Origin of the sequence: Paenibacillus lupini (assembly GCF_011761355.1) — a bacterium.
Lineage (GTDB): Bacteria > Bacillota > Bacilli > Paenibacillales > Paenibacillaceae > Pristimantibacillus > Pristimantibacillus lupini.
Window position 1 is genome coordinate 762,405 of the sequence record NZ_JAASRW010000001.1, and the last position, 25,823, is coordinate 788,227.

The 25,823-nt window shown below is 44.8% G+C and carries 20 protein-coding genes, 1 pseudogene and 1 riboswitch; of the genes and pseudogenes, 18 read left to right on the forward strand and 3 right to left on the reverse strand.

Going from position 1 to position 25,823, the window contains the following annotated elements:
• The first annotated feature begins 33 nt into the window (after positions 1-33).
• The 10 genes and pseudogenes from FHS17_RS03805 (at position 34) to FHS17_RS03850 (ending at position 5,737) form a co-directional block, all read left to right on the forward strand.
• The gene (locus tag FHS17_RS03805) at positions 34-663 is read left to right on the forward strand and encodes a GNAT family N-acetyltransferase (RefSeq protein WP_167274786.1); all 630 of its coding nucleotides are present in this window, start codon (positions 34-36) and stop codon (positions 661-663) included.
• Positions 664-1,251: 588 nt separating this feature from the next.
• Positions 1,252-1,464, forward strand: coding sequence for a hypothetical protein (locus FHS17_RS03810; RefSeq protein WP_167274790.1), 213 nt, complete (start codon positions 1,252-1,254; stop codon positions 1,462-1,464).
• A 54-nt stretch (positions 1,465-1,518) separates the two neighbouring features.
• Entirely contained in the window at positions 1,519-1,830 is a 312-nt protein-coding gene (locus FHS17_RS03815) for a hypothetical protein (RefSeq protein ID WP_167274794.1), read from the forward strand.
• An 80-nt stretch (positions 1,831-1,910) separates the two neighbouring features.
• Positions 1,911-2,102: a YciI family protein gene (locus FHS17_RS03820; protein WP_243865156.1), complete on the forward strand. Its 192-nt coding sequence runs from the start codon at positions 1,911-1,913 to the stop codon at positions 2,100-2,102.
• Positions 2,072-2,152 (forward strand): annotated as a pseudogene (locus tag FHS17_RS30370) (TetR/AcrR family transcriptional regulator); the annotation flags it as partial. The gene FHS17_RS03820 and the pseudogene FHS17_RS30370, both read left to right, overlap by 31 nt.
• Before the next feature lie 143 nt (positions 2,153-2,295).
• Complete coding sequence (locus FHS17_RS03830) at positions 2,296-2,961, forward strand: hypothetical protein (RefSeq protein ID WP_167274798.1); 666 nt, start codon at positions 2,296-2,298, stop codon at positions 2,959-2,961.
• Between the two features lie 187 nt (positions 2,962-3,148).
• Positions 3,149-3,631, forward strand: coding sequence for a pyridoxamine 5'-phosphate oxidase family protein (locus tag FHS17_RS03835; RefSeq protein WP_167274803.1), 483 nt, complete (start codon positions 3,149-3,151; stop codon positions 3,629-3,631).
• A gap of 47 nt (positions 3,632-3,678) precedes the next feature.
• Complete coding sequence (locus tag FHS17_RS03840; RefSeq protein WP_167274807.1) at positions 3,679-4,137, forward strand: P-loop NTPase family protein; 459 nt, start codon at positions 3,679-3,681, stop codon at positions 4,135-4,137.
• Positions 4,138-4,422: 285 nt separating this feature from the next.
• Positions 4,423-4,833: a hypothetical protein gene (locus tag FHS17_RS03845; RefSeq protein ID WP_167274811.1), complete on the forward strand. Its 411-nt coding sequence runs from the start codon at positions 4,423-4,425 to the stop codon at positions 4,831-4,833.
• A 505-nt stretch (positions 4,834-5,338) separates the two neighbouring features.
• Complete coding sequence (locus FHS17_RS03850; RefSeq protein WP_167274814.1) at positions 5,339-5,737, forward strand: hypothetical protein; 399 nt, start codon at positions 5,339-5,341, stop codon at positions 5,735-5,737.
• 20 nt (positions 5,738-5,757) lie between these two features.
• Here the strand turns inward: FHS17_RS03850 and FHS17_RS03855 are convergent, their stop codons facing one another.
• A complete protein-coding gene (locus FHS17_RS03855; RefSeq protein WP_167274819.1) occupies positions 5,758-6,264 on the reverse strand; it encodes a hypothetical protein in 507 nt (168 codons plus the stop codon).
• Positions 6,265-6,669: 405 nt separating this feature from the next.
• On the opposite strand from FHS17_RS03855, the gene FHS17_RS03860 reads away from it, so the two are divergent.
• The 8 genes from FHS17_RS03860 to FHS17_RS03895 all read left to right on the forward strand — a co-directional run bounded on the left by FHS17_RS03860 (position 6,670) and on the right by FHS17_RS03895 (position 17,359).
• On the forward strand, positions 6,670-7,608 hold the full coding sequence (locus FHS17_RS03860; protein ID WP_243865157.1) for a phosphotransferase family protein: 939 nt from the start codon (positions 6,670-6,672) through the stop codon (positions 7,606-7,608).
• Between the two features lie 136 nt (positions 7,609-7,744).
• Positions 7,745-11,044 carry a fibronectin type III domain-containing protein gene (locus FHS17_RS03865; RefSeq protein ID WP_167274822.1) on the forward strand — a complete coding sequence of 1,100 codons (3,300 nt, stop codon included), beginning with the start codon at positions 7,745-7,747 and terminating at the stop codon, positions 11,042-11,044.
• Positions 11,045-11,216: 172 nt separating this feature from the next.
• The gene (locus FHS17_RS03870; protein ID WP_167274827.1) at positions 11,217-11,741 is read left to right on the forward strand and encodes a hypothetical protein; all 525 of its coding nucleotides are present in this window, start codon (positions 11,217-11,219) and stop codon (positions 11,739-11,741) included.
• Between the two features lie 198 nt (positions 11,742-11,939).
• Positions 11,940-12,464 (forward strand): sigma-70 family RNA polymerase sigma factor, encoded by a 525-nt coding sequence (locus FHS17_RS03875; RefSeq protein WP_167274832.1) that lies wholly within the window; start codon positions 11,940-11,942, stop codon positions 12,462-12,464.
• Positions 12,465-12,489: 25 nt separating this feature from the next.
• Positions 12,490-13,674 carry a DUF4179 domain-containing protein gene (locus FHS17_RS03880; protein ID WP_167274839.1) on the forward strand — a complete coding sequence of 395 codons (1,185 nt, stop codon included), beginning with the start codon at positions 12,490-12,492 and terminating at the stop codon, positions 13,672-13,674.
• Positions 13,671-14,636 (forward strand): ABC transporter ATP-binding protein, encoded by a 966-nt coding sequence (locus tag FHS17_RS03885; RefSeq protein WP_167274843.1) that lies wholly within the window; start codon positions 13,671-13,673, stop codon positions 14,634-14,636. Before FHS17_RS03880 ends, FHS17_RS03885 begins: the two co-directional genes overlap by 4 nt.
• Positions 14,633-15,526: an ABC transporter permease subunit gene (locus FHS17_RS03890; RefSeq protein ID WP_167274847.1), complete on the forward strand. Its 894-nt coding sequence runs from the start codon at positions 14,633-14,635 to the stop codon at positions 15,524-15,526. Before FHS17_RS03885 ends, FHS17_RS03890 begins: the two co-directional genes overlap by 4 nt.
• Before the next feature lie 84 nt (positions 15,527-15,610).
• Positions 15,611-15,801, forward strand: a riboswitch (Lysine riboswitch).
• 166 nt (positions 15,802-15,967) lie between these two features.
• Positions 15,968-17,359, forward strand: a complete 1,392-nt coding sequence (locus FHS17_RS03895; RefSeq protein WP_208420241.1) for an amino acid permease — start codon at positions 15,968-15,970, stop codon at positions 17,357-17,359.
• Positions 17,360-17,408: 49 nt separating this feature from the next.
• Here the strand turns inward: FHS17_RS03895 and FHS17_RS03900 are convergent, their stop codons facing one another.
• Complete coding sequence (locus tag FHS17_RS03900) at positions 17,409-19,097, reverse strand: DUF11 domain-containing protein (protein WP_167274856.1); 1,689 nt, start codon at positions 19,095-19,097, stop codon at positions 17,409-17,411.
• The gene (locus FHS17_RS03905; RefSeq protein WP_167274861.1) at positions 19,094-25,807 is read right to left on the reverse strand and encodes a DUF7507 domain-containing protein; all 6,714 of its coding nucleotides are present in this window, start codon (positions 25,805-25,807) and stop codon (positions 19,094-19,096) included. Before FHS17_RS03905 ends, FHS17_RS03900 begins: the two co-directional genes overlap by 4 nt.
• Positions 25,808-25,823: the final 16 nt, after the last annotated feature.

Genomic DNA, 25,823 nt, shown 5'->3' on the forward strand with positions numbered 1-25,823 from the left:
GCGGTATAACCGGACGAGGAGCGTTGAATTATTATGAATATAGCTGAGCTTAAGCGATTTATCATTTCAATTGAGATTAAAGCATTAGAAAAAGCATTAGTTGATGGTGAAGGGAAGAGTCAATTCGTTTCGTTGGTTCGAGACAGGATTGAAAACCTCAAACGAGAAGGAACGTGGATTCATCAGTTTGAAGAGGAGATACCGAAGACTCGATCCCTATCATCTGAACTCGTCATACGGAGCGCTGTTACAGGAGACTTTGACAGATTGCTAGACATCAGGCGCCGAGCTTCGCTAACTAACAAAGGCGACCTCGATCTCATTGCAGCCCATCCCGAGTGGCTCGTATGGGACGACGCATTGCTGCCGTTCGTACAAGTTGCAGTTATAGATGGGAAGGTAGTTGGCTTTGCTACTGCGCTTCCAGTTGAGGACTTTCTAGAACTCGAGGATTTGTTCACAGATCCTGATTGGATGCGTCAAGGCGTTGCAAGTGCACTAATTGCCGACATTTCGCAACGCGGATTGCGTATAGAGGTATCAGCTAATCACCACGCGAAGGCGTTTTACGAATCGGCGGGGTTCGTTGTTGTACATGTCGTCAACACAATTGGCGAACCACAGTTTCGGATGCACCTATATGTAACGAGTAATCGGAATTGATGGGTTACGATAGTGGAGGAGCTTGCCACACGGCAGCTCTTTTTTATTTAATGGAGTAATTTGGAGGATAGTTCTAATAACTCATGTATATCCAAATTTTTATGGTACTATTTTCAGAGTCAAGTTTTTTTAATTCATATTCCAACAGAGGTGTACAAAAGTGATACGATTGTTTAGATTTTGGTTACCATTTCTATCGTTAATCATCATTCTTTTTCATACGAGTGGGTTAGATGCAAAAACAGAATTTGATGACAAGGGGTTGTTAGCTTACTATACCAGCCCCCCATTTCTTATAGTGGACCAGCATTATGCATTTGATCATGAACTTCTTTTTTATTTTTTAACTCTCATATTCTGGTTTTTAATGGGATGGATTTTTGATCGATTAAGAAAAAGAGCATAGCTTGCTGATCTAGAAGCTATGCCGTCGCTTAATCAAAATGACAACATAAAACACTTACATCTTTTCAGCGGTATTCGATTCAAGTGGAGGCTCAGTAGAGCATATACATTTAATAGATATGAGAATGGCTGTTTACTTAAGTTAACTTGGCATAGTCAAATCATACATAGGGAGTTAGTTGCATGAAAAAATCATTACTATTCGCCATAATAGGAGCAATTGTCTGGTTAGGTGCAGCATTTTTAGGTGGACTTTATACGATGCAGGATCATTCTAATTTTCTCGCCGATCCTAGTCCAGTCCCACTCTTTATTTATTCGTTTATTTCTGGAATTGGATTTCTGGTAACAATAGCATCGTTCATCATCTATGTAGTATCACTATTAAAAAAGTAATGGGTTCAGTATCACTACAGCATCTATAAATTATCCCCATGGGAGGTAGGTCAAGTGAGTGTTTCAAATGAATGTCGTAAAGGAGATTCTATTTATGTAATTGAATCATTCATCTCTAAAGTAGTACTAGATAATGACAAATGTATTGATTTATCCAGATCGAAAACCCTAAACGTTGGCGATCGTGTTGTTTACTTAGATTGGAGCTTGAAATCTGTTGGAGACAACTTATTTTATATTATCGAATATAGAGATCAATTCGGCGAGGAACTTGAGGCAACTGAAACTTATTTCGTATCAGAAGAGGTTTGGAGCAATCTAGAGCGATATTTTGAAGAACGTAATCAACTATACGGGACACGTTAATTAAGTAACACAAGGGCAGCAGATCAGAGGATGATCAGCTGCCTTTTATATTAAACGGTTAATATGAGAGGAGTTTTTGAATGAATTACACATTGATGTTTTACGAGAGTCAGGATGACTTTGCGGCAAGAAAGGATCCAGCAAGACAAGAAGAATATTTGGCAAACTGGATGCATTATGTACATGCGTTGCGGGAAGCCGGAGTTGTGGTATTCGGCTCGGGTCTCTACGCTCCTGAGACGGCTGCGACGGTTCATTTGAGTTCGGGTTGAAGTTGATTCTGTTGGGGATTGAGCAGGTAATCAAGGAGCAGGAGAAATAGATGGGAACTAAAGTGTAGTTCAACACGACAGCAGCCTGCAGATCGGCTGCTGTTTTTCATCGTGGAAGAGAAACTTATTTCACATTTTTTACGTCTGAGCAAGAAGAGACAGTCATTAATCGTTCTCTCGGAAGGGGTGTGAAATGCTAAGAAGGTTGGCGTTACCTTTACTTTTATGCCTCTTACTAGCATTAGCTGCTTGCAGCAGTAAACCTTATGGCCATTACAAAGATGACAAAATGATTGGAAATATAGAACGGGTTGAGCTAGAAAACAATGTGGTAGAAGTGGATATTTCAGAATGGTCTAAGAGAGATATTAGAGGTAATGTAGACGACTACGGCGTTACGATCCCAGTTAAAATAACGGACGATTTAATTATTAAGAAAGAGGATGGAACTTTATCCAATATTAATTCCTTAGAAATTGGGCAAAAAGTACTTATCAACCCTCCAAAGATGAGTGATGAAGGTATCAGATATAAAGCTAAGGAGATTATTCTGTTAGAAATGTCGTACGAGGAGAAGTATAAGCGATTGTTATCCCACCAAAAAGGAAAGTATCTGACAACAGTATTTGTTAAAGAAGGGGACTCGTTGCCAGCAACAATGAAAGATAAACTGATGGGCCTATTATCCAAAAGCCCAATAAACTTTGGAGTTTATCAAGAGGACTTTATAGTTGATTATAAACAGGAATTGAATATTGAAAAATTCCCAGTGATACTGGTCTTCGACACTAAAGGATTAGTCTTTAAAACGAATGATGTTGATGAATTGGAAGCTTTTTTTAATTCGCCTACAAATTAGAAGGACCAATCGTCATTGACAACAAGAACAACTCACTAATGGCCGCGCCGATAGCGGCTTTTTATTTTGAGGAAAAGTTATTATCTAATAGCCTGTTCTGAGGGAGGTTAGTAGAGAAAAATACACTTTATTAATTGGATAAAGATATATATGATAAGGACAAAAATAGGGAGGGAGAGGATAGCAGTTGGGCACTTTTTTAAACACAATTACTTCTGATATAAGAGAGTTTATTAACAACCAACATCTTTTCTTTGTTGGTACTGCGCCAACAGAAGCAGGAGAAGTTAGCGTGTCTCCAAAAGGTTACGATACACTTAGAATAATAGGCGAGTCGAAAATTTTATATCTAGATTATTACGGAAGTGGCAATGAGACCGCCATCCATTTAAACCAGAATAAAAAGATAACTTTCATGTGGTGCAGTTTTGAGGAAGAACCTTTAATTCTAAGGGTTTATGGACGAGGTAAAGTCCTTGATAAAGGGACTGAGGGTTTTACAGCAACCTTAAATGAGCAATTCTCAGGATATGATGAAAGAATTGTAAGGCAAATATTCGAAATTGATGTTTTATCTGTCCAAACAAGTTGTGGTTGGGGTGTTCCATTTATGAACTATGATAGAGACCGCTCAAAATTGGATGACATGTCTAAAAAAAGCTTTGACTAGAAGAGCGATGGTCAGCTGAATGCTTCAGTGGACTGGAGAAAAAATGAATGAATCATGAAGGCGGCCGATCAGAGGATGATCAGTTGTCTTTTTTATTGAGAGAAAGGGGGTGCTCAATTATGGGATCGAAACTTATCATAATTGATGGAATGCCGGGTTCTGGAAAAACAACAAGTGCTCAACTAGTCTCTGACCAGTTGAATAATTGCGGAATAACAAACTGCTGTATCCTAGAGGGACAACCTAATCATCCTTTGTTCATTCTAGATCGTGAATTTAATGTAGCAGAGGAACATGAAGCGGATGAGTTCATCCGTATTCTTCAATCAAAATATAGATCCTTCGTTCAGGAACTGTTACGTGCAAGTCACGAAATTACAATCATTGAGAGTGTTTTCTTTCAGGATACTATCAACACATCTTTTCATGGTGGAATGAACAGGACAAATTGCGTGAATTCGCTAATTCGTTACTGGAAATTCTCGCACCATTACAACCAGCTATAGTTTACTACTACCAGCTAGATTCGGAAGCTCAATGGAGATACATATGCAGTGTAAGAGGTAATGTATGGGAGACCAGTCTCATTTGAATCGGACGATGATTTTCGTGAGGCTGGGCTGCTATGGGGAGGTAGTCAAGCGTTTGTACGTTTAATCATAGACGCATTAGATATTCCTAAGTTAGTTATAGAAAACTCGGATTATTCATGGTCAGAATAATCTCGGCAGATTGAGCGATTTGTTAAAGGGCAGCTTTGCTAACAGAACAGTCCATAGAGAGGGATACAGATGCATTTTCGTGGAGAAGTAGACAACTATTTAGTTGAAGAAAATGAAGTTGATTTTGATTACATTGAGATGTTTTTGGAACAGATGAATAATGAGACTAGTTCTTTTTGTACGTTGTCATTAGATGACTTTTGTTACATCCAGTGCGCTGGATCTAAGGAAGAGATGACAATTGAATGGAGATACAAGACTGAGTCAGGATTCCGTCACTTTGTAATTGGTCGCAATCAATTAATTAAAATTAAACGTAAGGTTAAATACAGTGCGGGCGGAATTATCGTTAGATCAAATGAGGTCCATAATTATAAAGATGCACTAATACTATTTCAGGTGTTCTTCCAGCAAAACGATATTCATTCTCTGAAATACAGTTTTAGAGAAACTACAGAAATGTTTCTTGAGCATAATTAAAGCCTGGCGGTAGAGAAAAGAAAAAGCAGCAGATCCTATAGTATAGGATCTGCTACTTAATGCGTCAGATGCTATAAGCGCTAACATTTACGGCAAGTTTAAGGCTCGAGCAGCCAACGGTAAACCTCAGGGAATAGTGAGCTCCACGTGGATTCATGGTGCTTTCCGCCGGGAACGAAATCGAATCGATTCCATAATCATATTGAAATTGAGTTTGTATTGACTCCAACTGGCAGGAGTTTTGAGTGTCGTCTAAAATACCAAAGTCCTTTACACTTAATCTCTTTATTTCTGCCGATAACTCGAACGATAAGGAACCAAGATGAAATTAACCAGTTCGTAAAAAACGCAAGGTATCTTGTTGAGTATCTAGAGGGAACTTTTATTGAAGAGCTTCGCAAGCTGTATGGACCTGGAGTTTCATGGTACCAGTATTACTAATCATTAGAATAGCAAAAATATTGAAGGGGAAAATAACCAAAATGAATTAGGGAGGTTATTTTCTTTGAGATTTATGAACCGGATTTTGATAGGTATGATAACCATATGCTGCATCGTTTCCTTCAAACCTGACACGGAAGTATTAGCCCATACAGACCCGCAATTAGAGGTGATGGAAAAAGCTTTACTGCAGCAATTAAGACCCGTGATAGTAAAGTCACTTCGTGAAATATATAAAGAAAGCTTTCAGCAATATAATTGTGAGCAAGTTCTTTCAATAAACGAAAGATTTACTACTACTAAGAATAAGGACAAAGCTATAAGAGTGGATGCGATACATGGTGGACAATATTTTGAGATTTTAGTAGGGATATGTAGACCGGATGGAACACGAATCGAAATGCTACTTAAGAACGACTCTGTAGATGCTCAATTTTATTTAGTCACCTACAGACTTAAATAAAATCCGGCAACACTCGATTTTCAAGCCATTGAAGCTGCGATTTTAATAATAATCTTTTTCATCTTTGATGTGCTTATAGCTCTGGACCCCATACTAAGCGAGTACAAAAGATCATCATCGTAAAAATATAGTCTTACATAATCCCCATCGGTGGGTACATAGTCGAAGGGGCCTTCCAAACGTTCTTCTTTGAAAAAGGCGGTTTTTCCATTCCCCAGCCTGATTTTAGTTAAGTGAATATCATTTATTACTGCTTCATCACGCAGTTGCAAAGTAATTGTTCCGTCATGCTTTTGCCCTTCTGCGAATGTAATTGCGAGATCGTCGTTGCCTGTAAAACGGATGCTGGCCTGATCATACTGGGGTGGCATCCAGTTAGGAAGAAGGACGTGATTGCCAATACGTCGTTCATAGTCAACAACTATACTTTTAATTTCTGTGTGATTTAGAAGGTCATGTGCAGCAAGAACAGCCTCTGAATGTAAGAGCGACAAAAGTGCAATTATGATCAAGATTCTTTTCAACACTTACCACGCCTCCCGTTATCCCTTGTTGTTATAAACTTAGTCTGTCACTAAATAAAAGAATGAATGTGCCTAGTGAGAAACTTTTGCCTTATCGTGTCGTCTATATATCCATGCCTAAAATAATAAGCGAGGGTTAATAGTGGACAGAGATGAAATGAAAAATTATGAATTTTGATTACACAAATAGTAACAGTAGCAAGATAGCTTCTTTTTTAGTTTTTCTTGCATGGGCAATCGTTATTGTTGGAGTTATTATTCCATTCGTCCCACGAATTGATGGTACACATTTCAGTACGGTAGGTATCTTTATCTTGATAGGTGCTTTCTTTAGAGGAATTGCTGAAATTATTAAATTGCTGCATAGCATCAATAGCAAGTTAAAGTAGCTTTGAGGGGATGAAAGAAATGATGGAAGACGCTGTAATTTCACAAGCAGAACGAATTGCAGGCAATTTTCTTCAGGAACAGGTAAAGAGTGCATACCAGATCATAGGAAAAGGCTTCGTCAACCAGGTCTGTGTAGTCGAAACAGAGAGCAGTAAAGTCGTTGTTCGTATGAATCATACAGATACATATCCAAGCTATGTGAAAGAAAAATGGTGTATGGAACAAGCTGCTGCAATTGGCATCCCTGGACCTGAGGTATTGACTATTGGTATAGCTGATGAAACTGCCTATATGATTCAAGCTTTTGTTGAAGGAGACAATGGGTTAGACAGTACCGTTCTCAAGTCCGATATTTGGAGACAGCTCGGCAAGTATACCAAGCTTATTCATTCAATCCCTGTTAAGGGTTTTGGGGAAAATCTAATCGATCCCGTCCAAGGAGAGTTTCGTTCACCTTCTCATGCGGGATCGGACGGCAGTTGGCTAGGGTATGTGCAGTATAATATCAATAGTTTGACGGAGAATGATCGGTTGATTGGGCTTGGTGTTATCACTACTGTGCAATCGCAGAGAGTTAGAAAACGGTTTGAGAATTTGAAGGAAAAAACGTTCCGCTTTGGTTTAATCCATGGAGATCTCTCACTGAAGAATGCGATGGTCAATCGTACCGGACAAGTCATCTTATTGGATTGGGGCAATGCAGAAGTAAGAACGGTACCGCATGGAGATATCATTTCGGTGATGCAGGGACAAATCCAAGATGGTAATCCGAATAAAGAGGATTTCAAAGCATTTTTAGACGGGTACGGTATAAGGGAAGAAGACACTGTTGATATGAATAGTTTGCTGTTATTGAAAGCGCTCGACAACCTCAGGTGGGCTATCGATCAAAGTCAGGATCGGATTGAATCCTATGCTGCGTTTGCGAAACAAGTTGTTGATATAATTATGGAATAGTGTGAGAAATGGTAATCGTGGGGTGAAAATGTCTATTCCCTCTGGTTGTGGGAGCTTGTCATTCGGCACACAATGAAGGGGAGACAAGGTCAAACCGTCTCGTATTCGTGAATAATATGAGGGGGAATTGAAGGTAATGATACGCATGAAACACAGTTTGTTATGCTTATTGGCAGGTTGTTTACTTGTAACGATGCTTGGAGGTGGGTTTGTAAACACTGGTTATGCAAGCGCTTCCGCGAACACCACTTCAACTGCGATTACGAATGTGAAATTAAATACGGATAAACCGCCGCAGTACTCGAAGCTTGAAGCAACCTTTAATCTGGGGACGACGTACTCGAATCCTTTTGACCCGGAAGAAGTGGATGTTGTTGCTGAAATTACGACACCTTCGGGTATCGAAGAAATCGTTCCTGCCTTTTACTCCTCGCCCACATCCCCAAGTTGGACGGTCCGTTATTCTCCACGCCAACAGGGCAAGCACGAGTTAATCATCGTAGTGAAAGATAAAAATGGGATTTCCAGATCGGGGAATATGAAGTTTAATGCGAAAAAGCCGGATTCCGGCCGTAGATTCATGAATGTATCTGGCGATCGGTTCGTCGATAGCTACGGGGAGCAAATTACGCTGCTGGGAACGAACTACGCTTGGGGAAATCCGCCGGAGACGCTAGCTGCCATGCCTGGATACAAAGCTGCCGGGATGAATCTCATTCGGGTATGGCTTTCCACGTGGTGGGGGAACTATTCGCCTGAGTATGGCCCTGTCTCGACGACTCAGAATGGGATTACGATGACGTACGATGGAATCGGCAAGTACAATTTGGACAATATGGAGCGCATGGATACGTTAATCGAGACAGCTAAGGATAACGATCTGTATGTCATGTTGACCTTAAACAGCTTTGGGGATTTCTGGTACGATTGGGCTTACCACGCATACAATCGCGATAACGGCGGAACCTCTCAATGGAAAGAGAATCAAACGGACTTTTGGTATAATCCTGAAGCAATCGACTATCAGAAGAAATTGCTTCGTTATGTGTTCGCACGCTGGGGCTACAGCACATCGCTAGGCATGCTCGAGTACTGGAATGAATCCGATAACCGGGTAGACACTACAGCGGAGATCCGTGACGGCTGGCATGCTGCACTTGATGAGTATTGGAAAAGCTGGGATTTCTACAAGCATCCGTCGACAACAAGCTTCGCATGGAAAGATCATGTTGAGCAGCACGCGACCCAAGATTCTTGGGATGGGCTCGAAAGCTTGGATGCGGTTAATATGCATTTGTATGCTGCAGACTCCGACATTACAGGCGTATGGGAGGCGAATCTAAACGCGTTAAAAACGTTCGGAGACCGTCCAGTATTTATTGGCGAAGCCGGCAAAACGGGCAACGACGTAAGCACGGACGCCAACTTGATGAACTATGTTCATGACGGCGTTTGGGCGCCAATATTCCGGTCGGGAGCAGCCGGATCAAACGTCTGGTGGATTTTCGAGAACGGATTTAATATGCCAGAGGCCTATAAGGAGCAATATGCGAATTTGGCACGTTTCCTCCAGCCGGAAGAACAGCATCTGGTGAACATGAGCTTTAAGGATTATGGCACCCAAAATAACGGGACAAAAGCTGGTGTATATCAAGACCAAACAAGAGCGATTGGCTGGATCAACGATACTCAGTACCCGTATGATGCGGTTAGCGGAAGAACGGTATCGGAGATGCATCTTAACCTAACCGGGCTGCAGGCGGGCAAATATCAGGTATCTTTTTATAATACTTATACGGGAACTACTCTAGCAGCAGCAACGGTAACAATGACGGCTGGTAATCAAGGCTTAAACCTTGCAATTCCGGCGTTTTCCCGGGATATTGCATTCAAAGTCGTATTAACGGGTAAATCTGACAAGGATAAACAGGCTCCTTCGGCTCCTTCCCAGCTTGAGAGCACAGTGACAACTGAACATACGATAAAATTGACTTGGAATGCTTCTTCAGATAACGTGGCCGTCACCGGATACGATGTATATCGGAACGGAGAGAAAATAGGAGCTGTCAGCGGGTTAACGAACTCTTATCGGGACGTTGCGCTTCATCCGGGAACCACTTATCAATATGTGATTCAGGCACATGATGAGGCTGGTAATGAATCATCCAGAAGTACGAAGCTAATGGCAACTACGATAGCTGTGGATTCGTTGCAACCATCGACACCGCTCAATCTTGCGGTAACCGATACCGGAATTAATACCATTGCATTAGAATGGTCAGCATCCTCCGATAACACAGGTGTAACCGGCTACCTTATTTATCGGGACACGATTCTGATCGGGATGACGACCTCAGATACTACTTTCCAAGATGGGGACTTACGTCCAGGTACTGGCTATACGTACACGGTAAAAGCTAAAGATAAGTCTTTAAATGTATCTGCTGCAAGTGTTGCGGTCACAGCGACGACCAAGAGTCCGTCAATGACCGACAACTTGCTGCTCAATCCAGGATTTGAGACGATCGAAAGCGGCATGCCTGGAGGCTGGACTTGCGAACAATCACAATATTGCGCGAGTGATTTGGCGGAGAAAATGTCCGGAGAAGCTTCGCTGCGTATCAACGGAGATACTGGCGCTTGGTTTGGCGTCGTATCCACAGCTGCGCCAGCCGTAGCAGGCAATACGTACATGATGGACAGCTTCGCGAATGTTTCGATCAATAATGGTTCTACCATTAAAGTCAGAATGCAGTTTTTGAACGCGGTAGACAGCATCCTGGATGATAAAACGATTAAAGTCTACAATGGCACGACGAGTGGATACGACAATATTTATGGATCGTTGGTAGCTCCAGCTAACACGGCAAAAGTGAGAGCTTATATTTACATTGAAGGGTTAAACGCTGTCATTAACCTGGATGACTTCTCAATCAGAGGTTACGGGGATGGCGTCGTGACGCCGGAAGAGCCTTCGGCCAATCTGCTGCTTAACCCAGGATTCGACGATCATAACGATTCTTGGAAAACAGCCATTTGGACATGCGAAAAAGAATGGTTGTGCCAATGGACGGACCAGACAAAACGATCGGGAATCGCATCAATGAAAGTAAATCCTTCGAATCCGGACTGGTTCTCCGTCTATCAGGACGCGCTTGTAACCCCTGGGAAATCATATACACTCGATGGATTCATTCAATTAACCAAGCAGGGGAGTGACGGTAAGCTGCAGGTTAAGCTCATCTTCTATGATTCGGCAGGTGGACAGCTATCTGAAGAGTGGCTTAAGGATTATGACTCGACTACAAGTGGATTCGAAAACGTTCACGGAACAAAAACCGCGCCTGCAAACGCTGCTAAAGTAAGAGTTCAGCTCTACGTGAATGGTTTGGCAGGCGAGATGTACTTCGATGACTTTTCAGTGAGCGAGAGTTAAGACAGATTGACCAATAAATGGCAGCCGGTCATATGATCGGTTGCCATTTTCATTTAAATAAAGTTAAGCTGCGAAACATTACTTTGTAGTTTCCGTCTAAATGATTAAGTAATTTTCAGTATTGAGATAGACCATTTGGTGAGAGGTGATTTTTATTAAAAGACTTGGACTCATGCTTTTCTTAGTAGCATTATTGTTAGTCACTGGATGTCAAAGTAATAATTCCAACAACGAATTAGAGGAAGCTCAGAAGAAAATCGACAAATTCAATCTTACTTTTGAAATCCCGAGGCTGGACGGATATGAAGTAAGTTATGTACATCATGTATTTCCGCCAAAAGATAAACAAGGAAATGCCCTTGGAAATAAACAAGAAGTATTCATTACTTACACGGACAATAAAGGGAAGTTAAATAAGCTAACAAATGAACAGAAAATGAATGATGAAAGAGAAATTTTATATGGACCTTATCAAGGTGATACAAAGATTGAACTAACTTATAGTACAATTCAATCTAATTTAGACAGGAGCGATATCGTTGAAATAGATGGTGAAAAAGTTCAGAAAGTAAAAATTGGTGAGCATACCTTTTTCCTATTCAACGGTGATAAAGGTTCAATTACCATGGATTACAGTAACTTAGACGAAGCAACCATGACAAGCATTACGCAGCAGGTAATGAAGGAAAGTAAATAAACAAAAGTCTTATCAATCTTCTTTCATTAAACCGCCTTTTTACTAAGGTGGTTTTTTTTTTTTATCGTGAATTTTATTTAAATCTATTCATATCTGTGATTAAGGTGTTACAAAATAGAGTTGTTAACCGTCTTATAAATGTCAACGTTAAGCCCGGGGCAAGCGTAGAGGCAATGAATAATAAGGAGGCAATGGACAATGATCAATCAAGATCCGGCGCCGGATTTGTTTAAAGATATCTTTCATAAGCATTATCCGTCCGTACTTCGAAAACTAATAGCGTTGCTGCGAGACAAGGCGGCCGCTGAAGATTTGGCTCAGGAGGTATTCCTGAAGCTATATAAGAACCCTCCCGAAAAGCCTGATGCTGTTGGAGCATGGCTGCATCGGGTGCTTACGAGAAGCGCATATGATTACTTGGATCAAAAGGCCCGGGAGCGCTCGCTGGTACAGCGGCAGGAGAGACATATGCTGACGGAGCCGCAGTCACACCAATCCGGTGAATATGCCGTGATTAAGCAAGGTGAAGAGGAACAATTGCAAGGCTGGCTGAACTCGCTGCCGGATAGAGACAGAGAGATGCTGCTGCTCAGATATTCTGGCTACAGCTATTCCGAAATTGCGCAGGAGCTGGAAGTTCAGCAGCCTCAAGTAGGTATGCTGCTGAAGCGGGCTAGCGAACGGTTAAGAAAACAAGCAATTAAAAACGAGAATCAATGGTAGTAAGATGAAGGAGGATAAGAATGACATGACAAATCATCCGATAGATAAAATGGACTCTTTGGACCGGAAGCATACAGGTTTGCCGACTGATGAGCAAACAAACGCGGCATGGGAGAAGCTTACAAGTAAGCTTCAACAACAGGAAGCATCTCCTGTCTGGGAAGCATGGAGCAGGGAAGGAATAACGGCTGAGGAGTCGGAGCCAAAGTCCGCTCGCGCTGCCCAGGAGAATCTCGTAGAAGAACACGATGCCTTGAGAAAGCATCTGAATGCAGCAAGCACTGAACACCATCAAGCAAAGCCTGCACCGGCGGCTTACAGAAGCTGGCTAAAGAAACATGGCATGAAAACAGGGATTGCTGCAGCTGCTGTACTAATCTGCGCAGTTATCGCTACACCAACAACGAATAATGCTCTGGCTGCTATTCTGAGCAAGTTCAAGATGAATCAGGTCGCGGTTGTTCAGGAGGACGATTTCAGGACGGCATTAGAAGGCTTCTTCGGAACGGATGTGTCGGTGGAGTCTACGAATAAATACGGCAAATTCGAACGCTCGGTAATTGGGAAGGGCTACCCTGAATTAACGGCTGATCAAGCCCTTGAGGATTACGGCATCCAGGTTCCGGAAAAGCTGTACACACCGATTGGCGAGCAAACTGAGCTTCAAATTAATGCTCAACAAGGTCAAGCCATTACATTCCGATTGGATGTCGATGCAATCAATGGTGTTATGAAGAAGCTAGGAGCAGAAAAATTACTGCCTGCTTCTGTTGATGGGAAACCGATCACGCTGCGAATGGATCAAGGCGTGAATGCTGATTACCACATTGTAGACAAGGATGACAATGATCATTTTATCGGGCTTTCCATCACTCCTGCACCGGTTCTGGATATGGACCCGTCCATCGATGCAGAAGATGCATATGAAGCTTTGATCCGTTTTCCCATCTTGCCGCAGAACTTGAAATCCGTTCTGATGCAAAGCACACGGATCTCCGAAGGGGAGATACCTTTCCCGCTTATTGCGGATGGAAAAGTGACGAAGACGGTATTAAAAGGCACGGATGTCTACCTCGAGAACAGTGTCAGCAATGGCGGCGGCTGGAGTGCCACTTGGCTTGAAGAAGGTCTTGTTAAACGTGTTAGCCTATATGATATCAAATCCCGCGAAGATGCGGAAAAGATCGTGAAGGAATTGATAATCGGATGAGTTATGCGATTGAAACGTTCAGCTTAACGAAAAACTACGGGAACGGACGTGGCTGTCATGATGTCACGCTCCGTATTCCTGCCGGGGAAGCCTTTGGCTTCCTTGGCCCTAATGGGGCTGGCAAAAGCACCATCGTCAAGATGCTCGTAGGGTTGACAACGCCAACGGACGGGAAGGCGTTATTGTTCGGCCAACCTGCAGGCTCAGTGGAAGCAAGGCGCCGGATCGGCTACTTGCCGGAATTATTCCGATATCCCGGATGGTTAAGTGGGGAAGAAGCATTGCAGTTTCACGCGAAGTTATGCGGCATGAAGGGAACATCAGTCAAAAGCCGGATCGATCATCTTCTGGATGAGGTTGGTATCGGGCATCGGGGACGAGACCGTATTAAGGGTTATTCCAAAGGGATGCAGCAGCGGCTTGGTCTTGCCTGTGCCCTGTTATCAGATCCTGACATTGTATTTTTGGATGAGCCAGCTTCAGCACTGGACCCTGTTGGTCGTCATGAAGTGCGAGAGCTGCTGCAACGTTTGCGTAAGGAGGGCAAAACGATCTTTCTGAACTCGCATCTACTCGAGGATGTCGAGCAATTATGTGATCATGTTGCCTTGTTAAATAACGGTCGAATATTGGCGGATGGACGAGTATCAGATGTGCTTCGGGCGTCCTCAGCACGATGGCACTTCCGGGTTGGCGGAATGACACCGGATATGCTGGATTATCTTCGGGAAATCCTTATTGCCCCGGTTCATCTCCTGCCTTGGCAAGAAGGAGAAACGCCAGCATGGGGAGAGCATTGGCTGGAGGTCGAGCTTGAAGAGGATGAGCAAGTTGGTTATTTCAACCGTCTGCTCATTGAACAAGGTATAACTTTATATGAAACACAGAAAGTGAAATCAAGCCTGGATGAGTGGTTTTTGCAGGCAGTATCGGGTTTGGAGCATAGGGGGGAAAACCGATGATTGCCGTTTGGATGTTAACCTGGAAAGAATTAATACGCAAAAAAGTCACCCTGATCACATTGCTGCTTACCGTCCTATTTTGGATCGCATTTTATTTCATCGCAAGCAGCGCAGGCAGAGGTGCTGGAGATACAGATTACGCTTTATCCAGCTTTTATAGTTTAGTCGATCGCTTCAGAGGAAGCGCTATTTTGCTGTGGGTCGGATTTTTCTTCGGATCCTTTGCAACGGGGTTCCTGGCCATCTTTAGTTCGGTTGCCGCCGTTAGCGGGGAAGCGGAGCACGGAGTGCTGCAATCGGTATTCGCTAGGCCAATTCCGCGTACCCGCTGGTATATGGGACGATGGTTTGGCTTTGTTACCTTTTGTCTGACTTATGCGCTCATTCTATTTGTGTCCATCATCGCTATTGTGTATCAAGCGACAGGTGTTCACCCGGATTGGACCAAGATGGGTCAAGCGATTCTCTTGTTCATCAGTCCTGTTCTGCTGCTGGTTACCCTGACGATGCTCGCCTCTTGCTGGCTTGCGCCGCTTGGTAATGGGGTAGCCATGGTAATGCTCTTTGGTATGGGCTGGCTGGGGACCATGCTCGACCGGGTAATTGAGGCAGGGATGTTCGCTTCCGATGAAGCGGACAAAACGTCTCATACGATGGAGATCGTGTCCGGTCTTATTCGCTTGCTTATTCCAACCGATGCGCTTCAGCAGCGGATGTTATCTGAAATGTTTATGGTAAAGGAATTAGGAGATGAGTTTTCTTCTAGAGATACATTAGGCTACTTTTCTATCGTGAATCCTCCCTCAAACGCTTTTTTATATTATACCGCGGTTTACTTTTTGATTTTCTTCGTCGCAGGGTTATATGCAATCAGGCGGAAAGATTTTTGACAACTGGTTGGAATATCCATTGATTTATTACAAGAAGATAATTATTATAATAAAATCAAATTAAATAGTAAATCCTCATCACCAAGATGAGGTAGAGGTCGCGATGTTGATGACTACATCGGAGGAGGTCCAGTAGAGACCATAGATTCCGATGGAAAGGCAACACCGCCGAAGCTGTCCAGTTTACTGACTGTGATGGGCTGGGGCCGTACCCGAATAGGGGCGGAACTGTCATATGGCTGTAATCAACAGCGGTATGTTGTGCTATCTTGATACATGGAAAGTGGGGAAGATAAGGCGGTCTTTCTTCAATACTTGAGAAAGACGGCTTTTTTGCGTTTTAATGCAGCTATTTATTGGGACACTAATGGGAAAAGAGATAAGGGGAGAGTTCAGTTCGTGGAAGAGAACAAATTACGCAGAGGCCTAAAGTCGAGACATATGGCGATGATTTCCCTCGGCGGATCGATTGGAACAGGACTATTCCTGGCAAGCGGCGGAGCCATTCATGATGCTGGTCCAGGCGGTGCCCTGCTAGGTTATTTTATTATTGGTATCATGGTTTATTTCTTAGTTACCAGCCTCGGGGAAATGGCAACTTATATGCCGGTATCCGGAACATTTAGTACTTATGCAACAAGATTCGTAGATCCATCCTTTGGTTTCGCACTAGGGTGGAACTATTGGTATAACTGGGCGATTACGATTGCAGCTGAGCTGTCTGCGGCAACATTAATTATTAAGTTCTGGCTGCCAGACAGTCCGTCATTTATATGGAGTGCCTTATTCCTTGCCTTGATGGTAGGACTTAACTTGCTTTCTGTAAAAGGATACGGGGAATCGGAATATTGGTTTGCTATGATCAAGATTATTACGGTCATAGTCTTTATTGCTATCGGTCTGCTCATGATCGTTGGGATCTGGAAAGGTGATGCGGTAGGCTTCAGTAACTTTACTGCTGGCGATGCTCCGATCTCAGGCGGTTGGCTTGCAGTACTTGGTATTTGTATGGCGGCAGGCTTCTCGTTCCAAGGAACGGAGCTCGTTGGTGTTGCAGCAGGGGAATCCGAGAATCCTCGGGAAAATGTTCCTCGCGCGATTCGCAGCGTATTCTGGAGAATTCTGTTGTTCTACATCTTGGCCATCTTCGTAGTAGGTATGCTTATTCCATTCACAACAGATACACTTGCTGAAGGAAGTGTAGCGGCAAGTCCGTTTACGATTATTTTTGAAAAGGCTGGCCTGAGTGTAGCTGCATCCGTTATGAATGCGGTTATCTTAAGCTCAGTATTGTCTGCCGGCAACTCAGGGATGTACGCATCCACTCGTATGCTATGGGTATTGGCGAAAGAGGGCAAGGCTCCGAAACTCTTTGCTAAGCTTAACAAACGGGGGATCCCGGTCTATGCCTTGCTTGCTACTGCAGCAATTGGTATGCTCGCTTTCCTGGCTTCCTTCTTCGGTGACGGTCAAGTATACATCTGGCTGCTGAATGCATCCGGCATGTCCGGTTTTATCGCTTGGCTTGGTATTGCGGTGAGCCATTACCGTTTCCGCAAAGCTTATGTTGCTCAAGGGAATAAAGTAGATGACCTGCCATACCGCTCGTTATGGTTTCCGATTGGTCCAATTCTTGCAGGCATCATGTGTATGATTGTCATCATTGGCCAGAGTCTCAGCGCTTTCTCAGATGGTAAGGTTGATTGGGTGTTCATGCTTGCTTCGTATATCGGTATTCCGTTCTTCCTGGTCATCTGGCTGGGATACAAATGGAAATATAAAACCAAAGTATTAAAGCTTGAAGAATGTAATCTCGATCCTACAGTTGATTAGGAACATGCAAAAAGCAGAGGCGGCCCGCCTCTGCTTTTTTTATTGCCAATTATTCGATGTTCTGGTCAAGCGGTAAAACAAGTTCATTAGACAAGCTTTCATCGGAATAGAGAGTATCTTCATAATAATAGTGATACCGTGCAATGTAGCGCGAAATCACCTGGGTTAAGGTTTCATCCTGAATCTCCTCCGAGTCCGATACATAGATCCAATAGGTCACTCTAACCGTTGCTCCTGGGGAGAGCAAACCAAGATACACTCCTTCCTCGAGCGTAAAACCAAGTACTCGAATATCATCAACCTGCGGATCCAGCAAGTAAAAGCCTTGCGGATTTCCCGTACGGAACAACGTGACCTCTGCAGAGAGATTCCCAGTGTTCTGAACAAGTATGGTAAAGGCCACGGATTCTTCAACTTCATAATACATAGGCTGAGCAGTTGCCGTGACCTTGATTTTTGGTGCCAGTATTACGGTTACAACGGAATTTGACAAGGCATTTTGTTTGACAACTCTACCATCTGACAGCCGATACGTATAATCCACCTGTACCTGATTAATTATTTGCCCATACTCAATTACTGCTTGCAGCTTCTGTACGACAACCTGGTAACTGACGACGGTACTTGAGCCAGCTAACAAGGTACCAAGCGAGATACCAGGACCAAGCGATGTACCTTGTCTTGGCACGCCTCCAATCACTATACTGTTTGGAACAAATACAGTTCCCGGCGGGAGAAGATTCGTCAATTGTGCGTCAACCGCAAAACTGCTGTCATTTGTGACCGTTGTCGTATACGTCAGCGTTGAACCAATCGTATCTTGGGAATGATTGACGGCTAGGTTAACTGTCAAAGTCGGGGTAATGACACTAAGCACAAGCAGGTTGGCAAGAGTACTGTATGAGGTGCCATTCACCGTATAGTCGACAATAGCTTGGAAAGTGACTTCCGAATCAAGCGGCATTTGAGCGAGTCGAATACCAACTCTAACGGTTACCGTAGCACCAGGAGCGAGATAACCAATAACAATACCATTATTCGGATCAATCCATGGAACAAGTACACCATCAATAACGACACTGCCAGGTATGAAGGTGAAGCCTTCAGGCAGCGGGAGGCGAATCACTACATTCTCCATTGGCAATAAACCTTCATTGTGTAAGACAAGATCATAGAAAATAACATCACCAAGGAACGTAACTGGCGTGCTTAATCTGGCATGGACATTCAATAGGAAAGGCACGACTTCAAGGGTGATTCGGTTCGACTGAACCGTATCCGATACGACTCTCCCATCCTGCGTTGTAAAGCTGTAGTTGAGCGTCGCCTCGTTTTGAAAGATATTAGCAGGTGGGAACGATATGACAATCGCTTGGAATATAAGCTGAACGGTACTTCCAACCGGGACACTCCCAATCAAAATGCCTGAGGCTGGTGACGCTCCCGGCAGGGGAGCGCCATCCAGCAGGACGCTGTTGGGGATAAAAGATAACCCTGTTGGCAGAACGTCAACCAGAGTTACATTTGCAGACCGATTGCCAGTATTGCCTATTACAATCGTAAAGGTCACGGTTTGATTAAGGATGAGCTTCGAGGGAGCTGCGCTTTTCTGTGCGGTTAATATTGGCCCTACCAAAGGCGTCAGTACCGTATTGGAATAAGCGACACTTTCATAAGCACCACTTCTGAACCGGACAAGAGTCTGGTTCAGAAGCTTGAAGTTATGAGCTGGGGTCATATCGTAACCACCAGCACATTAAACGTAATAGTTGAAGAGGCCCCTGCTGCTATAGAGCCAATTGAAATACCGGTATTAGGATTACTTGACGGTCTTGGCGTACCATCAACTATAACACTGCCGTCTACAAAGACGGTGCCGACAGGAACAGGGTCAACCAGGATGACATTATTGACGGTGGCAATACCGAGATTAGTGACCACAATCGAATACGTAATCGTATCTCCTACCACCGCATCAATAGCCGTTGTGCTCTTCACAACGGATACATCCGGTGAGGAGACTGGGATGGATAATGTATTCGAAGTTACAGTACCTGTAAATATCCGGCCGTCCGGTGCGGTATAAGAATAGCTTCCAGTTGCCGTATTCACAAGCTGCTGAGAAGGCGGCAAGGTTTGAATAACGACCTCATAGGATACGGAAACAACGACCAATTGTCCTGGATTAACGGTGCCAATCGAGAATCCAGCTGCCGGAACAGCACCAGGCTGAGGAACACCGTTTACCTGTACGCTGTTTGGAATAAATGCTCCACCGGATGGTACCGGATCGGTTATCGTTACTTCGGCCGGGAGATTGCCGGTATTGGTCACATGCAGATCATAAGTGATTGTATCGCCAACTGTTGCATTCACCGTATTGGCTGTTTTTTGGATGGCATTAATCGCCTGATAGACTGGTAAAATGACGGTATTCGAGAAGGTTGACCCGGAGAACGCACCGGAAGTAAAGGTTGCACTTGCCTGATTGCTGAGCTGAGCAGGTGTTGGCAGACTTGTAATCGTCAAGTTAAAGGTTATGGTTGATGTTGCCCCCGGAGCAATGGTACCAATCGAGATTCCAGCATTTGGTGAAGCTCCTGGGCGAGGCAGACCATCTACAGTGACACTATCGGCAACAAAGACGGAGCCGGCAGGGATGGCATCTACAACTACAACGTTATTTATTGGTGCTATACCGCTATTGTTAACTGCAATCGAGTAGGTTACGGTATCGCCTACAACTGCTGTTGTAACGCCGGCAGATTTGACAACTGCTACGTTTGGTGCGGAGACTTGAATATTGAGCGTATTGGATGTAAGTGATCCGCCTAATGTACGTCCATCTGGCAAGATGTAGGTATACGTTGCAGATGCTTGGTTCGTAAGCTGCTGTCCAACCGGTAAAGTCTGGATAATGACAGAGAAGGAGACCGTTGAAGTTGAAGTTACATTGCCGAGCGGTATTCCTGTTGAAGGATCAGCCCCCGGAACGGGCTGGCTATTAACGATAACGCTGTTTGGAACAAAAACGGTTCCTGCCGGTATAGTATCGGTTAGTATGATATCTGCGCCATAGTTGCCGGTATTAGTTAGAGCTACTGTGTAAGTTACGGTATCGCCAACCGTTGCGTTTGAAGTGCTTCCGGTTTTTACGGCGCTTAAGATCGGCTGATAGACGGATGTTGTGACTGTATTCGAGAAAGTAACCCCTGAGAAAGCGCCGGAGGTGAAAGTGACAGAAGACTGATTGTTAAGCACGGCTGGAGAAGGCAGCGAAGTCACGATTACATTAAATAAAATTACTGTTGATCCCCCTGGAGTGATGGCATCAATAATGATGCCAGTTGCTGGATTTGCAGCAGGTCTTGGGACACCATCAACCGTAAGGGATCCTGCAACAAAGCTGGATCCGGTTGGAATAGGATCTGTAAATAAGACATTGCTAATGGATGCAATTCCTGTATTCGTAATAGTTGTCGAGTAAGTAATCGTATCTCCAATTGATACGGCAGTTGAAGGTGTGCTTTTCACAACGGATGCATTAGGAGCAGATACCGGGAAAGTAACCGTATTGGATGTGGCTGTCTGGTTAAAAGGCCTGCCGTCTGGCAAGGTATATGAAATGCTGGCAGTACCTGTGTCAGATAACTGCTGAGGATTTGGCAAAGTATCGATAACGACAGAGAACATGATTCCCGTTGATGCACCTGCTGCAACAGAACCAACCGGAATTCCAGTTACTGGATCAACGCCTGGGACAGGGTTTCCTCCGACAATTGCACTGTTTGGTACAAAGGATGTTCCCGCAGGTATATTATCGGTCAAAATAATCGTTGCCGGATAATTACCGCTATTCGAAACGATAAAGCTGTAGGTTACGGTTTGGCCGACGGAAGCATTAGAGGTACTGGAGCTCTTCGCTACTGCGATAACCGGCTGATACACAGGTGTAGATACGGTATTCGAATTGGTTAGACCAGAGAACGCACCAGACGTGAAGGTAACCGTACCTGTATTGTTCAGTACGGCAGGATCAGGTACTGTGTTAACACTGTTGCTGTAGATAATTGTCGTAGTCCCGCCAGGTGCAATGGGACCAACCAGAACACCTCCCGTCGGATTTGCTGCTGGTGCAGGAACTCCATTAATCGTAACGGTCCCAGGTACAAAAGAAGATCCTGTTGGAGAAGGGGCGGTAAACTGGACATTATTAATGGTTTCGATCCCGCTGTTTGTGATTACGGCTGTATAGACGATCGTATCTCCAACGGTAACTGATGTGTAGTTTGCACTTAATACTACCGCGACATTGGGGGCGTTAACGGGAAAGCTGACTGTATTGGAATTGACGGAACCGGTAATTGTTCGGCCATCTGCTGGTGTATACGAGTACGAAGCTATTCCTGTATTATTCAGAACTTGTGGGGATGGCAGTGAAGTAATAACTACCCCAAAGGTAACCGTCGTTGTTCCGCCTGGTGCTAGACTGCCAATATCGATTCCTGTAACGGGAGAAATGCCTGGAAAAGGCACACCGTTGACGATTACGCTGTTTTCCGTGAAGGTGGCCCCTGTTGGGATTGTATCTGTGACGATAACGGCAGCAGCTAGATTACCCGTGTTGGAAACAATAAGGGTGTAGATAATCGAATCACCCAGAGTGGCATTACTCGAGCTCGAACTTTTGACAACTGCAATTTGTGGCTGCGTAACCGGTGTTACTGTCGTATTCGATGCCGTAGTAGCTGAGAATGTACCGGAAGTAAAGCTGGCTGTCGATTGGTTCGTAATCTGTGTAGGGATTGCCATCGTAATGATCACCTCGAATGTTACGGTAACCGAGGCCCCTGGTGCCAGGCTACCGATAGATATGCCGGAATCTGGGGAAGCCCCCGGCAGGGAAACACCTTGAACCAAGACACTTCCGGGAACAAAGGCCGTACTTGCTTGAAGTTGGTCGCGAAGGACGATGTTGTTTGCAGTAGCAATACCATTATTCGTCAGTACGGAAGAATAGGTCATCGAATCACCAACGACAGCGACTGTCCGGCTCACGCTTTTAACAAGAGACACATTAGGCAATGCAACCTGAACCGTAACCGTATTGGATACGGCGGAGCGATTAACGATATTTCCGTTAGAGAGAGTGAAGGTATACGCTGTCGTAGCCTGATTCACCAGTTGTCTGGTTGCCGGGTAGGAAACAATATTGACGACATAACTGACTACCGCTGATCCGCCTGCAGGAATGGCTCCTACAGGAATACCTGTTACAGGACTTACACCTGGAGTAGGGACGCCATTGATCAGTACGCTGTTCTCGATAAAAGAGCTGCCGTCGGGAATAACATCACTTAAGGTAACCGTCGCCTCTGCATTTCCAGAATTCGATAAGGTGAAGCTGTACGAGAACGTATCTCCAACCGTTGCATTCAATGTACTTGCTGATTTGACAATGGATACGACCGCTTCTGAGACCGGAGTGGAGACGGTATTCGAGACAGATGTGCTTGTGAAGGCTCCGGAAGTAAAACCTACGCTTGCGATGTTGCTCAGTGACCCGGACGATGGGAGCGAGGTGACACGAATCTGAAAGGTAACGGTTATCGTAACTCCCGCATTAATCGTACCCAATGAAATCCCTGCGTTTGGATTTGCAAGCGGTGAGGCAGTTCCGTTAATCGTCACACTGCCGGAAACGAAACTGGCGCCTTGCGGAATCGGATCCGATAGAACCACATTCGTAACGGGAGCAATACCATTGTTCGTTAAAAGCAGCGTATAGGTAAGTACATCCTGCACTGCTGCTGCCGTAACGCTAGCCGTCTTCGTAATCGTTACATTCGGAGAGGAGGCTGTAATGGTTACGGTATTCGAACTGCTGCCGCCGCTCAGGCTTCTTCCACTTGGCAGAGTGTACGTATAGGTTGAGGTCGCCTGGTCGATGAGCACAGCAGGAGACGGCAGGATGTTCAGCAGCGTTTGGAAGGTAACGGTTGTTTGACCTGCAGGTGCCAAACTTCCAATGGCGATTCCAGTTAATGGAGAGGAGGCAGGGCTTGCAGCTCCATTAATCGTGACCGAGCCCGGCACAAAGGTTGAGCCTGCAGGAATATTGTCCAATAAAGTGACAGTTGCTGCTCTATTGCCTGTATTTCGGGCGAGAATTGTATACGTAATCGTATCGCCGACTGTGGCTGAAGTTGTACTTGCTGATTTGGTTAATGGGATGACCGGTTGATAGACTGGAGTAGTTGTGCTGTTAGAAGCTGTCGTACCGGAAAAGGTGCCAATGGTGTAAGAAACATTGGACTGATTGATGAGCTGTGCGCTGGCTGGCATCGTGGTAACCGCGGCTTGTAAAGTAACGGTAACGGAGCTGTTAGCAGCAACTGTTCCTACGGCAATGCCTGTTCCAGGGTTAGCAGAAGCATTTGGTGTTCCGCCAATCGTTACGCTGCCTGCTACAAACGTTGTACCAGCCGGCAGTACGTCAGTCAGCGATACATTCGTAACAGCTTCAACTCCATTATTGGTGATGACTGATGTATAGGTAATGGTCTCTCCCACCGCGACATCGGTCACATTTACGGTTTTGGCCACCGTCACATTCGGCAGCGACACAGGAAGCGTATACGTATTCGATGCCGCTGAACCGGATATCGTACGACCGTCAGGTGGGGTGTAAGTATAGGTGGCCGTGCCTTGGTCTACGAATTGTGGCGGTGAAGGCAGGGAGTTGACCTGTACATTAAAAGTGATGGTAGAAGTCGCGCCGGCTGCAATTGATCCAATAGCAACACCTGCAGGCGGATTAGCACCTGGAATGACCGTTCCGTTAACCCGGAATGTACCAGCAATAAAGGAGCTTCCCGTTGGAATGTTATCTGCAAGGGTCACATTCGCTGCAATATTACCTGTATTCGAGACTAATAGGGTATAGGTAACTGTACTTCCTACTGTTGCGGTTGTGCGATTTGAGCTTTTGGCTATCCCGATGATTGGGGAGTATACCGGCGTAGATACCGTATTGGATGGGATTACCCCAGTAATATTGTCGCCGCCAGCTACCATCTGGAACGTAAAGGCTGCTTTGGCGTTATTGGGCAGCAAAAAAGTACTCGGCAGCGAAGATACGACTGCTCGATAAGTTACGATAACAGAGCTGCCTAGATTTAAAGGTCCTAATGGAACGCCGGAAAGAATATCGTTCGTAGGCCTAGGGATTCCACCAACCGTAACACTTCCGCTGACAAATGTAAGTCCTGCTGGAAGGGCATCCGTTAGAACAACACTGGCTGCATTGGCCGTACCTGTGTTGCTGACCGTAACCGTGTAAGTAATCGTATCGCCAACAACTGCACCTGCTACACTTGCGCTTTTAACGACATTAATGGTCGGCGAGTTGATATTAATTTGTATCGCATTGGCATTGACGACATAAGCATCACCGGATGTCGTCAGGATGAGAACGGCAGAAGACTGGTTGTTAACGAGGCGTGCGGAAACATCGACATTCGTAATATCCCAGCCTTGCCTGCCAGCTGAGATATTCGAGCCTGGTGCACCGTTCGTCTGATTTCGATTGCCAAATGTACCTGTTGTATTCAATGCACCTGCATCGTTATTGATCTGTGAGGCAAAAAAGTTGGCTGCAAAGTTATTGGTGCCTGATAAGGCAACCGCTGTACCTGTTGTAGGGCCAAATAACGCCTGATCACCGGTTCGGTTCGCATCACCTTCCTGTGCACTGAATAACGCTCTTCCTCCAAGTGCACCTGAGATTGGAGTTGCAAATCCGGTTAAGGTGGTTGATACCGGTCCCGATGAAGCTTGCACAAGCACAGCACCTGCGCGGAGCGACATGTTACGGAAGGGAAGTGTGGGATTCTGATAAATGACGCCAAGAGTCCAACCGCAATGATTGGCCGTTGAATCTCCGGGAATAACGATTGTGCCGACTACATTGCCTGTCGTATAGGTGCCTGCTCCGCCCTGTGAGATAAGTGTCGTTACATTGGCTGAACGCGTATAAGCAAATGCTCCGCCACCGAGGTCAACTTGATTTCTGGTTGCTGGATCTGATGTAATACTAGACGTTCCTGCCGGCGTTGTGAACGTAACGGGATTATTAATAAACGCACTCAAATCAACGGCTCCGTTAATGTAAGAGCCGCCCCAGATCAGTTCCGCGTACAGGATGGTGCTCCCAGCTGGTAAGGTCAAGATAGCTGAGGAGCTGTTACTTGTGTATAGACTTGTCGTACCGGCAGGATATGTACCATAGACGGATCCGGTGTTTGTCGTTGTGAAAGCACCAATACTATCTTGAGTACCTGGTACGCCTGGTGTATCCGAACGGCTTAAGCCTAGTGTATTACCGGTAAAAGTAATCGCCCCGGTAGCGTTAAACGTCGCCCGAGTGATAAGAGGAATTGGTTTCACCCCCTGCGTTGTAGAA

Bases quoted from the DNA above. Each gene is read 5' to 3' on its own strand.
- FHS17_RS03845 (WP_167274811.1), top strand. From the start codon at position 4,423: ATGCATTTTCGTGGAGAAGTAGACAACTATTTAGTTGAAGAAAATGAA.
- FHS17_RS03830 (WP_167274798.1), top strand. From the start codon at position 2,296: ATGCTAAGAAGGTTGGCGTTACCTTTACTTTTATGCCTCTTACTAGCA.
- FHS17_RS03860 (WP_243865157.1), top strand. From the start codon at position 6,670: ATGATGGAAGACGCTGTAATTTCACAAGCAGAACGAATTGCAGGCAAT.
- FHS17_RS03880 (WP_167274839.1), top strand. From the start codon at position 12,490: ATGACAAATCATCCGATAGATAAAATGGACTCTTTGGACCGGAAGCAT.
- FHS17_RS03890 (WP_167274847.1), top strand. From the start codon at position 14,633: ATGATTGCCGTTTGGATGTTAACCTGGAAAGAATTAATACGCAAAAAA.
- FHS17_RS03885 (WP_167274843.1), top strand. From the start codon at position 13,671: ATGAGTTATGCGATTGAAACGTTCAGCTTAACGAAAAACTACGGGAAC.
- FHS17_RS03870 (WP_167274827.1), top strand. From the start codon at position 11,217: ATGCTTTTCTTAGTAGCATTATTGTTAGTCACTGGATGTCAAAGTAAT.
- FHS17_RS03895 (WP_208420241.1), top strand. From the start codon at position 15,968: ATGGCGATGATTTCCCTCGGCGGATCGATTGGAACAGGACTATTCCTG.
- FHS17_RS03865 (WP_167274822.1), top strand. From the start codon at position 7,745: ATGATACGCATGAAACACAGTTTGTTATGCTTATTGGCAGGTTGTTTA.
- FHS17_RS03820 (WP_243865156.1), top strand. From the start codon at position 1,911: ATGAATTACACATTGATGTTTTACGAGAGTCAGGATGACTTTGCGGCA.
- FHS17_RS03810 (WP_167274790.1), top strand. From the start codon at position 1,252: ATGAAAAAATCATTACTATTCGCCATAATAGGAGCAATTGTCTGGTTA.
- FHS17_RS03805 (WP_167274786.1), top strand. From the start codon at position 34: ATGAATATAGCTGAGCTTAAGCGATTTATCATTTCAATTGAGATTAAA.
- FHS17_RS03840 (WP_167274807.1), top strand. From the start codon at position 3,679: ATGAATCATGAAGGCGGCCGATCAGAGGATGATCAGTTGTCTTTTTTA.
- FHS17_RS03875 (WP_167274832.1), top strand. From the start codon at position 11,940: ATGATCAATCAAGATCCGGCGCCGGATTTGTTTAAAGATATCTTTCAT.
- FHS17_RS03900 (WP_167274856.1), bottom strand. From the start codon at position 19,097: ATGACCCCAGCTCATAACTTCAAGCTTCTGAACCAGACTCTTGTCCGG.